13 protein-coding genes are annotated in these 14,716 nt (G+C 45.1%); 4 read left to right on the forward strand and 9 right to left on the reverse strand.

All coding sequences use genetic code 11. The features are described from left to right. Positions 1–191: 191 nt before the first annotated feature. The 9 genes from QUA58_RS29060 to fbp all read right to left on the reverse strand — a co-directional run bounded on the left by QUA58_RS29060 (position 192) and on the right by fbp (position 10,157). Positions 192–1,016 carry an amidohydrolase family protein gene (locus QUA58_RS29060; RefSeq protein WP_333397576.1) on the reverse strand — a complete coding sequence of 275 codons (825 nt, stop codon included), beginning with the start codon at positions 1,014–1,016 and terminating at the stop codon, positions 192–194. Next, complete coding sequence (locus QUA58_RS29065) at positions 944–1,162, reverse strand: hypothetical protein (RefSeq protein ID WP_333254548.1); 219 nt, start codon at positions 1,160–1,162, stop codon at positions 944–946. The genes QUA58_RS29060 and QUA58_RS29065 overlap by 73 nt, the downstream gene beginning before the upstream one ends. Then, on the reverse strand, positions 1,134–1,463 hold the full coding sequence (locus QUA58_RS29070) for an amidohydrolase family protein (RefSeq protein ID WP_333254546.1): 330 nt from the start codon (positions 1,461–1,463) through the stop codon (positions 1,134–1,136). Before QUA58_RS29070 ends, QUA58_RS29065 begins: the two co-directional genes overlap by 29 nt. A gap of 200 nt (positions 1,464–1,663) precedes the next feature. After that, complete coding sequence (locus QUA58_RS29075) at positions 1,664–2,155, reverse strand: ureidoglycolate lyase (RefSeq protein WP_333397577.1); 492 nt, start codon at positions 2,153–2,155, stop codon at positions 1,664–1,666. Between the two features lie 218 nt (positions 2,156–2,373). Further along, positions 2,374–3,876: a cobyrinate a,c-diamide synthase gene (locus tag QUA58_RS29080; RefSeq protein ID WP_333397579.1), complete on the reverse strand. Its 1,503-nt coding sequence runs from the start codon at positions 3,874–3,876 to the stop codon at positions 2,374–2,376. A 454-nt stretch (positions 3,877–4,330) separates the two neighbouring features. Then, complete coding sequence (gene opcA / locus QUA58_RS29085) at positions 4,331–5,695, reverse strand: glucose-6-phosphate dehydrogenase assembly protein OpcA (protein WP_333397581.1); 1,365 nt, start codon at positions 5,693–5,695, stop codon at positions 4,331–4,333. Between the two features lie 278 nt (positions 5,696–5,973). After that, complete coding sequence (gene zwf, locus QUA58_RS29090) at positions 5,974–7,503, reverse strand: glucose-6-phosphate dehydrogenase (RefSeq protein ID WP_333254538.1); 1,530 nt, start codon at positions 7,501–7,503, stop codon at positions 5,974–5,976. A 261-nt stretch (positions 7,504–7,764) separates the two neighbouring features. After that, a complete protein-coding gene (tal, locus tag QUA58_RS29095; RefSeq protein WP_333397584.1) occupies positions 7,765–8,919 on the reverse strand; it encodes a transaldolase in 1,155 nt (384 codons plus the stop codon). Between the two features lie 164 nt (positions 8,920–9,083). Beyond that, complete coding sequence (fbp, locus tag QUA58_RS29100; protein ID WP_333254534.1) at positions 9,084–10,157, reverse strand: class 1 fructose-bisphosphatase; 1,074 nt, start codon at positions 10,155–10,157, stop codon at positions 9,084–9,086. Between the two features lie 323 nt (positions 10,158–10,480). On the opposite strand from fbp, the gene QUA58_RS29105 reads away from it, so the two are divergent. The 4 genes from QUA58_RS29105 (at position 10,481) to QUA58_RS29120 (ending at position 14,630) form a co-directional block, all read left to right on the forward strand. Continuing rightward, complete coding sequence (locus QUA58_RS29105; RefSeq protein ID WP_445242804.1) at positions 10,481–10,615, forward strand: DUF4058 family protein; 135 nt, start codon at positions 10,481–10,483, stop codon at positions 10,613–10,615. 205 nt (positions 10,616–10,820) lie between these two features. Then, positions 10,821–13,253, forward strand: coding sequence for an ankyrin repeat domain-containing protein (locus QUA58_RS29110; RefSeq protein WP_333397585.1), 2,433 nt, complete (start codon positions 10,821–10,823; stop codon positions 13,251–13,253). Between the two features lie 29 nt (positions 13,254–13,282). Next, the gene (locus QUA58_RS29115; RefSeq protein ID WP_333397586.1) at positions 13,283–14,152 is read left to right on the forward strand and encodes a serine/threonine-protein kinase; all 870 of its coding nucleotides are present in this window, start codon (positions 13,283–13,285) and stop codon (positions 14,150–14,152) included. A gap of 61 nt (positions 14,153–14,213) precedes the next feature. Next, positions 14,214–14,630: a hypothetical protein gene (locus tag QUA58_RS29120; protein ID WP_333254528.1), complete on the forward strand. Its 417-nt coding sequence runs from the start codon at positions 14,214–14,216 to the stop codon at positions 14,628–14,630. The last annotated feature ends 86 nt before the right edge of the window (positions 14,631–14,716 follow it).

The raw sequence follows: 14,716 nt of genomic DNA on the forward strand, positions 1-14,716 counted from the left end.
TAGCTAATTTACGATGATTACATTTACGTCCTAGAACTTAACTATACAGAGGCTTTGAGTGTTTTCGGAGATGTCTACTATGCAATTACCCGCCTTAGCATCTTGCAACAGAAGTTGCTCCGGCAAATTTCTCGGACTCTCATCGGGAATAGCACCTTGATTCACAATTTAACAGCTTCAAATATTGTTTGTCAAATACCATAAAAACTAATCTTAGTAGGTGCAGTTTCCGCCAACAACTTACCCCGCGAAATCACATACCGAACCGCAGCGCGCCTCCTAATTGCATCATAACAATCCTCAGCATCCAACACAATCAAATTTGCAGGTTTCCCCACCTCTATCCCATAATTATCATCTCCCAGATTGAGAGTTTTAGCACCGTTGACAGTCACCATATTAAAACAAGCTGCAATCTCAGCCATTCCCGTCATCTGACAAACATGAACCGCCATATGAGCGACATCCAACATATTTCCCGTACCTAAACTATACCAAGGATCTTGCACGCAGTCGTGACCAAAACTCACATTCAATCCCTGCAGCCACAACTCCTTAACTCGCGTCACCCCACGGCGTTTGGGATAAGTATCAGCGCGGCCTTGCAGGGTGATATTAATTAAAGGATTGGCAATGAAATTAATTCCCGATTTTGCCAAACTTCCCATCAGCTTAAAAGCATAAGCATTGTTATAAGAACCGAAGGCCGTCGTGTGGCTAGCTGTCACCCGCGAACCAGCCCCAGTTCTAATCGCACAAGCTGCTACCACCTCCAAAAATCTCGACTGTTCATCATCGATTTCATCGCAGTGAACATCTATTAATCTATTGTATTTTTCAGCAAGTTCAAATATTCGCTCAACCGACTTCACCCCATCTTCCCGCGTCAACTCATAATGTGGAATCCCGCCCACAGCATCCGCACCCATATCCAGAGATTTCTCTAAAAGTTTGTCATTTTCTGGACTTCCGTAAATCCCGTCTTGGGGAAAGCCACAACTTGCAGAGTCATCCAATCTTTGACTTGTTCTCGAACTTCCAAAAGTCCTTGCAAAGCAGTCAGCGTCGGTTCGCTAACATCAGCATGACTCCTGACAAACAAAATCCCTTGAGACGCTTGCAGCCTTAAAGTTTCAACAGCCCGTTTTTTGACTGACATCATCCAGAGTTAAACATTGCTTTCGTTCCCCCCAAATTTGAATTCCCTCGAACAAAGTGCCGCTTTGATTCCATCGCGGTTCCCCCGCAGTCAAAGCCGAATCGAGATGAATGTGCGACTCCACAAACGGGGGACTAACTAAATTGCCTTGAATGTCGATTTCGCGTTCGCCAAGTTCCCAGATGCGAGGCGAAACGGCTACTATTTGGTCATCCTCGATAGCAATATCAACCGTTGGGCGATCGTCGCCCGCACCTAACAAACGACATTCGCGCAGAACTATGCTATACTTTTGCTCAGGCATGACAATTGCACCTAATTTTAACACTTGTAAACATGATCCTTCCTAGTTGCTACTCAGTCTAGTGAGACCCAAAAAAATCTCCAATCACTTACGAACCCCCTCCCTCTCCTCCTCTGCGTCCTCTGCGCCCTCTGCAGTAAAAAAAATCTTACTCAAACAACAAACCTCTAACCATAATCACCAATAACAAAGCGCAAATATCAGACAATCTCAAACTCCAGATTGTGATTTTTGACCAAATCAAAGCTAAAATGGTCAACGACATTCGTATTGCTCAATTCCAGATTGTAAAAATCAACAAAATCCGCATCAAAATACGGCCCAGCGTGCCAAGTCCCCACATCTAACTTAATAAAACAATTGCCAGGAATCCGAAAAGCAACAATATCATCTAAACTCGGTTTATCGCTATCCCCAGGAGGCGCAACCGCCATCAACCAATCCTTCCCATCCAGAGAACCCAAACACTGAGTACATTCAACGTGCCGCGTAATTTTGCCAAACTTGCGACCTTTCTCCTGCAGTCGCATAATGTAAAATCTAGGAATACCATTTTGCAAGTTTAAGTGAGCATCCTCAGCATCAAAAGACTTACCATCAAAACTCGCAAAAATAACTTGACCGTAACTCCGAAAATTCTCCGGTGTCACCCACTGTGCCGACAACGGCTTAGTTGAAAGTGATTTGCTCATAAATCAGAACATCCCTAGCTTTCTCGGTCATAAATATTGTAATATAAATATTAAGACCACTTGACTTCTACCTTGGGCGCAGCTAAAAACCAACCTTTCGAGTTATCCCACAAAAAAATAGACAAGCTTGCTTTAATTCGATCGCCCTTCTTGAAATTTATCTGCGTTAATCTGTGTTTATCTGCCTGACATCTGCGGTTTCTGTATCAACCTTACAATCACGCATCAGCACACTGCTGCAAAAAACGAGCCGGAATATCAGGCCGAGCACCCCAGTGCAAATGCAAATAAGAAGCGTGCACCTGACAAACTCCCCAACCTTCAGCAACCGCCTCAACTTCCCCCCGTTTCCCATACCTCCAACTGTGATAAACTGGATTAGTCGGTTCCACAGTTAAATGCGATCGATGAAACTCATGTCCCCAAACCACATCCCCCGCAGTTAACACCGAACTATCCCTCACCGCCACAGCTTCTCGGTATCCCAAAGTCAAGCGCTTTCCCATCGCAGCAGCAACCTGCAACACTCCCACCCCTTGCCAAGAATTGCCATCGAAGTCTACAATCGAATCGCATAAATACATCAAACCCCCGCACTCCGCATACGTCGGCATTCCCGAAAAAATCGCACTTCTTACCGCATCCCGAATTAAAACATTACTGCTCAATTTTCGAGCAAACACTTCGGGAAAACCACCACCAAAATATAACCCTTGCACATTGTCAGGAAACACCGAGTCATCAAGGGGACTCCAAAACACCAACTGTGCACCCAATTCTTCCAATAAATCAAGATTGTCCTGATAATAAAAATTAAAAGCCCGATCGCGCGCAACTGCAATCCTCACTCCAAATTGTTTTCCCAAAGAGTTGACAACATCATCTTTTTTAGTTATAATTCCAGAAGGGAGATTGTATCTACTAAAAAGTTGCTCAGACCCCTCACCCCCCCCATTTCGAGTTGCAGCCAACAAAGGCAAAAGTTGCTCCCAGTCAAAACTAACAGCAGCCAAATCCGCTAATTTATCGATCGCAGCATGAAGATTCGGCAACTCCTCAGCAGGAATCAAACCCAAATGTCGATCGGGAATGGTCACAGCCTCATCCCTACGCAAAACTCCTAAAATAGGTAAATTGAGCGGTTTGAGAGCATCTTGAAGCAACTCCAAATGTCGATCGCTCGCCACCCGATTCAGCACCAAACCAGCGAATTTAAGGTCAGGGTTAAAAGAACGAAAACCGTGGGCAATCGCAGCCACAGAACCAGAAAGCCTGCTGCAATCTATCACAAACAATACCGGCAAATTCAGCAAACAAGCAACATGAGCCGTAGAAGCAAAAGCAACAGAATAATCTAATTCTTCTTTCCCCGCCTTCAAGCCATCCGCTACATCCGCTACAAAATCCGTTGCCGAACTTCCTTCTTCCTTCTTCTGAGAAACTCCATCAAATAGCCCCATTACCCCTTCAACTAAGGCATAATCGACATCTTGAATATGACGCTCAAAACACTGTTTTACATAAGATTCAGACGTTAATACCGGGTCTAAATTTCGACAGGGGCGACCGGTGACAAAAGCATGAAACATCGGATCGATGTAGTCCGGGCCCACCTTAAAAGATTGCACGTTCAAGCCGCGGCGGATTAAATAAGCTAAAAGGGCGATCGTAACAGTAGTCTTTCCCGCACCGCTGCGTTCGCCAGCAATTACTAAACTCATAGTTCTACTTAGTTACAATAAATAATAGATAAGATTACTGGCGTTGCTGATTTACGGTATGAACGGCTAAATATGCAAATCATAAAAACCATTTTCCACAAAACTTCTGGATTTTTGCCTAGTTCTTTTTCATACTCTGATTAAGCAACGCCAGATTACTAAAGTCGCTTTCCAATCATAAAATTATCTGCGTTAATCTGTGTTAATCTGCCTTGCATCTGCGGTTTCTGTATCAATCAAAGATTTATGCAATCTTTCCTCATAAAAATAGACAGTTGATAAAGTTATGAGTATTGCTCTCGAACCGCTCAAATAATAACTATTTAACGACAGCAAGAAGACGCTAAGGACGCTAAGGAAGAAAAGAGAAGAATAAAAGTAGGGCAGACATTGCCTACCCCACTGAATATTAACTCAATCCTTCTTCCTTCTTCCTTCTTCCTTCTTCCTTCCTTTACCGCTTAGCCAACTTCAGCATCCGGGCCGTCACCGCCAAACTTTCCTGATAAAGCACATCCCTGCCCCAACTCTTCAAGTGCTGGCCGAGCAACTGTTCCGTCACCTGGTCAAACAGAGGAGTCACCTGGTTAAATCGAGCGGTCTGAGCACCACCTTTCGTTTCCATCCGCATACAGCCCCCGGTTTCCGAACACAGAACCGTACCGCAGTCAGCATTCTCGTTTGTAGAATTCAAACGCAGAGCAATCAAATCGCCGGGGACATCGCCTGTATCAGCAGTAGGAATCGCCGCTAACTCAGCTTCCACAACCCGTTCGTCGGCACCGACAAATTTAATTCGCTTGATTTGATAATCGCCCTCTTCTTGTTTGAAAGCAACCGGACGCCACCCAAGCCTGCTCGCCAGCCAGCCCAAATACATCAGTGCTTGACTAGAATTGCCCTTTTCGTAATCTATCGTCACTCGATCGATCTCTTGAATTGCCGCCCGACGTTCCGGCGGATCGAAAGCCTCCGCAGCCAATTCCTGCCACGCCGCCAGCCTGCGCCAATTCAGATCCGCGATCGGAATTCCTTCCTCTATTAAACTTTGCATCAACAGCAACTCCGCCTCCTCCTCAGCAAAGCTGCTAGAGTCGATAATCACAGAACTGCTAGTTTCCGCCAGCCGCTGAAACAAACCTCGATCGGCATCGGGATGAGCCTTCCACCACAGCAGTGTCGGCAAATCCGAGATCGTCAGCGCCGTCACGATCGCGCTCACCCGTTCCAGAGCAGCTTCCGTACCCCGGAGCGTAATATACTCGCAGCAGATCAGATTGCCGCTGTCCCGCTTGTGAACCGGACAATAAGCAGCCACTTGAGCCTGCACGCCCGTGTCTTCCCCCGCCGTCGGACACAGAGCAATAATCCGGCAGGGATTCGCAGCTACGATCGCGTCTGCCACCCCAGAGCCCCCCGAACCGAAGCCAGTAGGGCCCAAAAGCTCTCCCTGGGAATTTTTGCGAGCCACTTCTTCCCGCAAAGTCGCCAGCAATTCAGCGCTAGGCTTGCCAGTTCTCGGCATTCCGTAAGATTTTTGAGCCGCCCTGATGCTTGATGCCGTCATCGGCCCTGTAATACCGTCAATCGGCCCTTCGTAAAATCCTAGATCCGCTAATAAATGCTGAGTTTCTTCCGGTTCGTAGACTACAAAAGTAAAAGTTGTTGCCCTAGTCGCGATCGGAAAATCGCCCTTTGACCCAGCTTCTTTATAACTTTCCCAGATTTGACTCAGTTCTGCCTCTATTTGGTCGATCGACACATCTTTAGGATTTTGCAGCGAAACCAAAGGCGGAGCTTTCATCGGTGTCATCGTCATAAATTTTGTCTCCTTTGTTATTAGTCATTAGTTATTAGTCATTAGTCATTAGTTATTAGTCATTAGTCATTAGTCATTAGTCATTAGCTATTAGTCATTAGTTATTAGTCATTAGTTATTAGTCATTAGTCATTGTTCATTCTTCATTGGTTAGTAATTAAGAATTATCAATTACCAATTACTAGCTAATGACTACTGACTGCTGACTAATGACTAATGACTCTTACTATTTACTCCTAGCTAATGACAACTAACAACTGACAACTGACAACTGACTCTTAAAGTCGTCGCCACTTGCGGCCGTCTCTGTTAATTAGCTGTTCTGCTTCCGTCGGTTCCCAAGTACCCGCTTCGTATTTAGGCACCAAACTTTGGTCGTTGGACGATTCCCAAGCCATCAGCGCCGGAGTTACCACCCGCCAAGCTTCTTCTACTTCATCAGAACGAGTAAACAAAGTTTGGTCGCCTAGCATACAATCAATCAAAAGGCGATCGTAAGCATCCGAAGATGTCACCCCAAAGGAAGCACCGTAACTGAAATCCATATCCACCGTCCGCGTCCGCAAATCCGGCCCCGGCATTTTCGCCTCAAACCTCAGCGAAATTCCCTCGTTGGGATGCACCCGCATAGTCAAAACGTTAGGAGCAGTTTGTTGGGCGGCAGACTGAAAAATTAACAGTGGCACTTCCCGAAACTGAATCGCAATTTCGCTAACTTTTTTCGGCAACCGCTTACCGGTACGCAGGTAGAAAGGCACTCCCTGCCAGCGCCAGTTGTCAATCATAAACTTCATCGCCACAAAAGTCGGCGTTGTCGAATTGGGAGCAACCCCCGGTTCTTCGTGATAACCTGGCACGGGTTTGCCCTTCATCCATCCTGCGGAATATTGACCGCGAATCGCGGAAAACTCCAAGTTATTCAAATCCGCCAAGCGAGTTGCTTGCAGAACTTTCATCTTTTCGGTGCGGATGCTGTCGGCGTCGAGGGAGTTCGGCGGTTCCATCGCCGTCAAACAGAAAATCTGCATCAAGTGGTTTTGCAGCATATCCCGCAGAGCCCCAGAGGATTCGTAGTAACCCGCCCGGTCTTCTACGCCCACTGTTTCTGCCACCGTAATTTGTACGTGATCGACAAATTGCCGGTTCCACAGCGGCTCAAAAATCGCGTTGGCAAACCGGAACACCATTAAATTCTGAACCGTTTCTTTACCCAAATAATGGTCGATCCGGTAAACTTGCTGTTCTTGGCAAACCTTCTGTACGACTCGGTTGAGAGCTTTTGCCGAACTCAAGTCGCGACCGAAGGGTTTTTCAATTACCAAGCGGTGTTTTACTGGATCGGCCAGCATTTGAGCCTCCCCCAGTTGTCGAATTGCTTCTGGGAAAAAGTTCGGGGAAACTGACAGATAAAATATGTGATTGCCGCGAGTTCTCCTTTCTTCGTCGAGTTCCGCTAAGAAAGTTTTGAGTTTTTGATAGCTTTCGGGGTTGTCAATGTCGCCGGGACAGTAGTACAAACCTTTAGCGAAATCTTGCCAAAATTCTTCGTTGCCAATGCCACCGCCAAATTCTTCAATGCCTTCGCGCATTTGCTCTCGGAAGTAATCGTGACTCCAAGGGCGGCGGGCCACACCTACGACGGTAGTTTCCGGCGGCAAGCGTCGATCGCGCTTCATCTGATAAATTGCAGGTACCAGTTTGCGCTGGGTGAGATCCCCAGAAGCTCCGAAGATTACCAGAATTTGTGGTTCCGGCACCCGTTCTTTTCGCAAACCGACCCGCAGTGGATTTTCAAGTAGCGTTACCATTATTTATTTTCCTTGTTCTAGTGCTGTTAACCCTGCCAAGACACCATGATAGTTTGCGGTCATTTCTGCTAGTTAGTGGGTGAGAGAGTTAATCGCTTCTTCATACTGCTAGAGGAGGCAGATGATTTTGCTCTCTAGGAACTCTGAGAGGCATTAATCTCAAAAATCCTAGAGAGGATTTAAAACTCAGCATTTAAGAAGCCAAACAATTATCTATTCCGACTCCTAAATGCTTCTGCCTTCAAGGATACAGATATCTGTCTAGGCGACGGGTGACAACTTCTGCACTTTCTCTTGCAAGGAATCCATCAGGGATTGGAACGGGGTGACGAATTTATCAATCCCGTCCAAGAGCAAGTCTGTCATCACTTGGTCCAAGTTGATGTCGATGTCGGGATCTTTGAGACTTTCGATCAGCGTGTAAGCTTCTGCAACGTTGTTCTCAATCCGGGGTGCGACATCGCAGTGATCGAAACAAGCTTCAACAGTGTTCGGCGGCAAAGTGTTAACGGTGTCGGGGCCGATTAGTTCATCGACGTACATGACATCGCTGTAGTTGGGGTTTTTGGTGCTGGTGGAAGCCCACAGCAAGCGCTGTACTTTCGCTCCCTTGGCCGCTAAAGCTTGCCAGCGATCGCTCGCTACGATCTCTTTATACTTCTGGTAAGCTATCTTCGCATTGGCGATCGCAATTTTCCCCTTCACTGCTTCCAGTTTAGCTTTTGTGGAAATATCGGTGACATTTTTGAGTTTCTCATCAATCTTGCCATCGATATTGATGTCGATCCGGCTCAAGAAGAAACTGGCAACAGAAGCAATATTGCTCACATCCAAACCTTTAGCCACCCGCGCTTCCAAACCGCGAATGTAAGCCCAGAAGGTTTCGACGTAGCTGTCAACCGAGAACAGTAAAGTCACGTTAACGTTAATTCCTTCGCTGATGACTTGCTCGACTGCGGGCAAACCTTGAGCGGTTCCCGGAATCTTAATCATCACGTTTTCTTTGCCGAGGGCTTTGTAATAGCGTATGGCTTCGCTAATCGTGCTTTCTGTGTCGTTGGCGATCGTCGGTGGCACTTCAATACTAATGTAGCCGTCCAAACCATTCGACTCTGCGTAAACTGGGGCAAAGATGTCGCAAGCGTTGCGGATATCTTCAAATACCAGAGATTCGTAAATCTCCATTACAGATTTACCCGCCCGGATGCCCGCTTCGATATCCGCGTCGTAAATCACATTACCTGCGATCGCTTTCTCAAAAATAGCCGGATTAGATGTAATCCCGCGCAGTCCCCGAGTTTCAATCATCTGTTTGAGTTCGCCGGACTCGATCAGATCCCGAGTCAAATTGTCCATCCAGATACTTTGGCCAATTTCTTTGATTTCTAACAGGTGATTCGTTGGTGTTGCTGTCATTACTGTAACTCCTACAATTTGATAGCTGTTAATTGGGACTTTAGGATCGGGTCTAAAAGCATTGGGCCTTGCTTAGTTGTTAGTTGTTAGTTGTGATTTTTTGGTTCTAATCATCAATAACTAATCACCAATAACTAATGACTAATAACTAATGACTAATGACTTCACTCTTGGACTGTTCTAGGATTGCGCGATCGATCTTGAATAAAAGACTCGACCATCGCTACATTTTCTTTACTGCCGATAATTAAGGGCGATCGCTCGTGCAGTTTGGTCGGCACAACGTCTAAGATGTCTTGAATACCGGTACTGGCGCGCCCGCCGGCTTGCTCCATCAAAAACGCCAAAGGAGCCGATTCGTAGAGCAAGCGCAATTTGCCCTCCGGTTTTTTCAGCGTTCCGGGGTACAAAAACACACCTCCCTGAAATAAAATCCGGTGGAAATCTCCCACCAAAGCCCCACCGTACCGGGCGGTGTAGCCTTCGCTGCGGTGTACGTAGCGAATGTAATCGCGAAAAGATTCTTCCCACTGCCAAAAGTTGCCTTCATTAACGCTGTAAGTCGGGCCGCTTTCAGGCGTCTGAATGTTTTCGGTTGCCAGAATAAATTCGCCCAAACTGGGGTCTAGGGTGAAGGAATGAACGCCCTGCCCGATCGAATAAACCAGCATGGTACTCGGGCCGTAGAGCACGTAGCCCGCGGCGATTTGTTTGTGTCCGTGTTGCAGCAAGTCTGAGGCCGATCCGTCTGCATCATCTCCCTCTTGCTTGCGGATGCTGAATATGGAACCGACATTGAGATTGGTGTCAAGATTGGAAGAACCGTCTATGGGGTCGTAGAGCAGACTGTAGCGCCCGATCGGACAGTTTTCGGGAATGTAGTAGGGTTTTTCCATTTCCTCCGAAGCCAAGCGGCAGACCAGTCCGCTTTGCTGGAATACCGAGATAAACACTTCATTGGCATAGATATCCATCTTTTTGACGGATTCTCCCTGCACGTTCGTAGCCCCTGTAAACCCCAAGGCATCTGCCATTAATCCGGCTCGGCTGAGTCGCCTAGCGATCAGCTTGGCAGCTAGTCCGATGCGATTCATCAGGGCACTGAGATCCTGAGCATCTGCTGAAAAGCTGTGAAGTTGCTGGAGTACGTGACGGGATAGGGTTGTGCAATCGCGGTCTAAGGATTGTACCTGCTCGATCGGGCCCAGGCGGGCTTCCCCTGTCGGCGCGTTTACCATGATTTTGATGTCCTCCCTGTCTTGCTGCTCTGGATTTGGGTTCGATGGAGTCCTTGACACTTGCCCCTGAATCGGCTATGAGACCGATCGTCCCCTAACTTCTATCTTAGGGAGGGTTTTGCGATCGGGCGTGGAACTTTAGGTGAATTTTAGATCCGCATCGAAAATTGAGGAGTGCGATCGGCTGTTGAGTCGGGAATTGTATCCAAAATCACTACTTTTTTTGATTAACCGCAGAGGACGCAGAGGGCGCTGAGAGAAAAAGTGGCGATAGAGAAGCCTACGAACGTTGGCTAGCATCTCAAAAAGACCGACAACTTCCTTTGCGCGAAGAAGATGTAGAACCTATTGTTAATTTGCCGGAATTGCTTGCAGGCATTTACGATCGCGCCGGCTATGATTATCGGCTCGATTACGATCAAGATCCCGTACGTAAATTTTCGCCAAAGGTGATATGACACTCCAAAATTCTGGGTAAGGTATCCATAGAAATACGGTAATTGAAATTTAAGCAAATATACAGAGTCCGTCATTGACTTTTCTATTGACTTGTTTGAAATATACTCAAACACTCAATTTACATTGCATAAATTTTTCAAAATTGGGGTTTTAAAAACCCAAATATAAAATGTTTGTTGGTACTCATCAACCCAGGATAATGCTATGGATATTGTTGAACAAATTCCCCGTAACTTAGTCAAACACTATCAAATTAAAAAGCTACTTGGAGAAGGCGGTAGTAGCACAACTTATGAAGCCGTTGACCTCCAAACACACCAGCGAGTCGCCCTCAAAGCTTTGTCTTTACAGAAGATGAATGACTGGAAAGTCCTGGAACTATTTGAACGAGAAGCCAATGTTTTATCAAAATTGAATCATCCGGGAATTCCGCGTTATTTGGATTATTTTTATGTCGATACTCCCGATAACCGTTGTTTTTATATAGTACAAGAACTGGCAGAAGGGCAATCTCTAGCAAGTTTAGTCGAAAATGGCTGGCACGCTTCTGAATCCGAAATTCAACGCATTGCCACACAAATTTTGGAAATTTTAGTTTATCTCCATTCACAGACACCACCTGTTATCCACCGCGATATTAAACCACAGAATATTGTTTTCAAATCGCCCATCAATTCCCATAAACAAAAAGACTGGGCAGTCTGCTTAGTAGATTTTGGAGCAGTACAAAACACTTATTACAATACTTTAATGCGAGGAAGTACCGTAGTTGGAACCTATGGTTATATGGCTCCAGAACAATTTCTGGGACAAGCCGTACCTGCAACAGATTTATATGGTTTAGGAGCGACGTTGTTGTATTTACTAACCCACCGTTCCCCCGCCGAATTACCAACAAATATACTAGAAAAAAACTTTCGCTCTCAAATTCAGATTTCTTCAGCATTTGCCGGTTGGTTAGGAAAAACGATCGCCTCAGATTTAGAAAACCGCTTTCAATCGGCCCAAAAAGCGCTTGAAACGCTTCGCAATCCTCGAATAGTTAGCGTTAAATCCGATCAATCGACGCAATGGGAAAAACGCCTCAAAATAGGAATTGCTGCTATTGCTACTGTTGCTGTTTTAAATCACTTTAAATATCCCATCCTCAACCGGATTGGATTCACACCCGATGCAGTTATCAATGCTGTTGAACAGGGAGATACTACAACTGTTAGGCATTATCTGGATCTTGGTATTAGTGCCAATAGCAGGGTAGGCAATTATAATTTACTACACTTCGCTGGCTCAAAAGAGGTGGCAGAATTGTTAATTGCCAAGGGTGTAGATGTCAACGCTAAGGGTACACATGGCGGTACCCCATTACACATCGCTGCTATGTTCGATCGCATAAAAGTAGCACAGACGCTAATTGCTAAAGGTGCAGATATTAACGCCAGGACAGGAAGTCAATATTTTAATAGAACTCCTCTGTTCTTTGCCCGATCGCCTGAAATGGCCAAGTTGCTGATTGCTAAAGGTGCGGATGTCAATGCCAAAAACAAAAATGGCTTGACTCCTCTACATACGGCGCGATCGAAGGCGATCGCACAAATACTACTCTCTGCGGGCGCAAAAGTTAACATCAAAGAAGAAAATGCCCGAAATGGCAAGGGTACAACTTTATTACATAATGCAGCCAAAATAGGTTTTAAGGAGTTGGTACAACAGCTAATTAAAGACGGTGCAAATGTGGCGATTCTGGATAGTGAAAAAAGAACTCCCCTGCATCTTGCTGTCGATCGAGGATCTCAAGATATCGCTGAACTGCTAATTGCTAATGGCGCAAGGGTTAACGCTAGAAATGCGAACGGTCAAACTCCATTGTATCGAGCGATCGCGATCGGACACAATGAGATTGCTGCACTGCTAATTAACAACGGTACAGATGTCAATAATATAGATGGATCTGGCACAACTCCACTGCACAAAGCCGCACATTATGGCACTGTAGAAATCTTAAAATTCCTGATTGCTAAAGGTGCAGAAATTAATATCCAGGATAATCAAAGAAAAACTCCACTGGATATCGCCGTAGACCTGAAACTTCAGGATACAGTGGCGCTGCTAATTAGTAAAAACCCAGATGTTAATAGTGAAGACAAAGAAGGCAGAACTTTACTGCATATCGCTGTCGATTTCAAACTTGAGGATGTAGCCAAACAACTCATTGCCAAAGGTGCATTCGTTAATGCCAAAAATAACTTGCTTCAAACTCCCCTGCATCTTGCTGTTGCTCAAGGCTCTCAAGATATCGCTCAACTGCTAATTGCTAATGGCGCAAGGGTTAACGTTAAAAATGAGAACGGTCAAACTCCGTTGTATCAAGCGATCGCGATCGGACACAATGATATTGCTGCACTGCTAATTAAAAACGGTGCAGATGTTAATAATAGAGATAAGTGTGACACAACTCCCCTGCACAAAGCCGCACATTATGGCACTGTAGAAATCTTAAAATTACTGATTGTTAAAGGTGCAACAATCAACGCTACAAACTGCTATGGCGACACGCCCCTAAAGATAGTAGAAACCAACTGGAACCCCGACGGAGAAGCAGCAGCCAAAATACTCATATCTCGCGGTGCAACCTACTAATCATCCACAATCAACTCAGGCACAAAAATATGAAAACACTACAACAATCGGAAAAAATCATTGCTGAAAGATATCGCATTATCGGCAAATTAGGACAGGGTGGAGTTGGAAGCACCTATGCTGCTGTAGATTTAAACAGCAATCAAAAAGTTGCACTCAAAGCTTTATCCCTGCGCCTAACAACTGAATGGAAGAAAATCGAGTTATTTGAACGAGAAGCAAAAACTTTATCGGGATTGAATCATCCGGGAATTCCTCGCTACATTGACTACTTTCAAGTGGATACTTCCCAAGATCGTTGTTTTTATATCGCCCAACAACTCGCACCGGTAAAATCTCTCGCACAGTGGATAGAAAATGGCTGGAAACCAAATGAAGCTCAAGTTCGTCATATCGCCTATCAATTGCTAGAAATTCTAGCTTATCTGCAATCGCTGTTACCTCCTGCAATCCACCGAGATATTAAGCCACAAAATATTATTCTGCAAAAAAATGGGCGAGTCTTCCTAGTTGATTTTGGCGCAGTTCAAAATACTTACCACTATACCGTTACTGGAGGCAGCACCGTTGTCGGAACCTACGGTTACATGGCACCAGAACAATTCAGAGGAAAAGCTGTATTATCAACAGATTTGTATGGATTAGGAACGACGCTGCTTTTCTTGTTAACCCAGAAATTTCCATCGGATTTACCCAGAGAAAAGCTGAAGGTAAAATTCCGCGAGATTGTCTCTATTTCTACAGAGTTTGCCGACTGGTTAGAGAAGATAATTGAACCCGCAATTGAAGATCGATTTCACTCAGCAAAAGATGCTTTATCAGCATTGCGAGGGGAACAGCCAAAAGGGATTAATCCCGAAAAATGTTTAAGCGATCGCCCCAATCCCGAATTACGTTAATTGACGCTAAACGGTGGTTATTCATTAAGATATACCCCGATCGTTTCCCCAGCAAACTCAAATGTTTTTTCCAATTCATCTGAGTTATAAATTTTTACTTCCCTTCTCTTTGATTTGGGTATTTTTTGTAGGTCTACTGGACATATTTAAATACGCTGCAGCCGACTGGCTAAATACATTATACGATCGATTTTTCTTTATATCAATTCAAGCTATAATAATATTTACCGTATTTTATGCTTTGATGTGGTTGTGTAGGATTGATTCTCTTCTATTCACCAGACCAATTCAAATCAGCCCTCAAGATATCCAGCGGGTAAAGTTGAGCGGAATTCATCTGCCATTGCTCAAAAAATCGATAACTTTTTGCCTGATTCGCACCAAGTCGCGTAACTATTGTTTTGGCTTATTTTTGCCGCAAGCTGAGAAAGAATGGTTGGTAGGGGAATTGAGTGATTGTTTAAGTTTAAGTAAGTAGGTAGGCGGAAAAAAACATATCTATGTAACAAAACATTAAGTTACCTAATTGGAGTTAAACTTAAGACGTTGTGTAGTGTAGTTTCC

It is taken from the genome of Microcoleus sp. N9_A1 (assembly GCF_036701795.1).
In the GTDB taxonomy this organism is placed as follows: domain Bacteria; phylum Cyanobacteriota; class Cyanobacteriia; order Cyanobacteriales; family Microcoleaceae; genus Microcoleus.

Excerpts from the sequence above, each read along its gene's own strand:
- fbp (WP_333254534.1), bottom strand. The coding sequence starts at position 10,157 with ATGGTAAACGCGCCGACAGGGGAAGCCCGCCTGGGCCCGATCGAGCAG.
- QUA58_RS29080 (WP_333397579.1), bottom strand. The coding sequence starts at position 3,876 with ATGAGTTTAGTAATTGCTGGCGAACGCAGCGGTGCGGGAAAGACTACT.
- QUA58_RS29110 (WP_333397585.1), top strand. The coding sequence starts at position 10,821 with ATGGATATTGTTGAACAAATTCCCCGTAACTTAGTCAAACACTATCAA.
- QUA58_RS29070 (WP_333254546.1), bottom strand. The coding sequence starts at position 1,463 with ATGCCTGAGCAAAAGTATAGCATAGTTCTGCGCGAATGTCGTTTGTTA.
- QUA58_RS29065 (WP_333254548.1), bottom strand. The coding sequence starts at position 1,162 with ATGATGTCAGTCAAAAAACGGGCTGTTGAAACTTTAAGGCTGCAAGCG.
- QUA58_RS29115 (WP_333397586.1), top strand. The coding sequence starts at position 13,283 with ATGAAAACACTACAACAATCGGAAAAAATCATTGCTGAAAGATATCGC.
- QUA58_RS29120 (WP_333254528.1), top strand. The coding sequence starts at position 14,214 with ATGTTTTTTCCAATTCATCTGAGTTATAAATTTTTACTTCCCTTCTCT.
- zwf (WP_333254538.1), bottom strand. The coding sequence starts at position 7,503 with ATGGTAACGCTACTTGAAAATCCACTGCGGGTCGGTTTGCGAAAAGAA.
- tal (WP_333397584.1), bottom strand. The coding sequence starts at position 8,919 with ATGACAGCAACACCAACGAATCACCTGTTAGAAATCAAAGAAATTGGC.
- opcA (WP_333397581.1), bottom strand. The coding sequence starts at position 5,695 with ATGACGATGACACCGATGAAAGCTCCGCCTTTGGTTTCGCTGCAAAAT.
- QUA58_RS29075 (WP_333397577.1), bottom strand. The coding sequence starts at position 2,155 with ATGAGCAAATCACTTTCAACTAAGCCGTTGTCGGCACAGTGGGTGACA.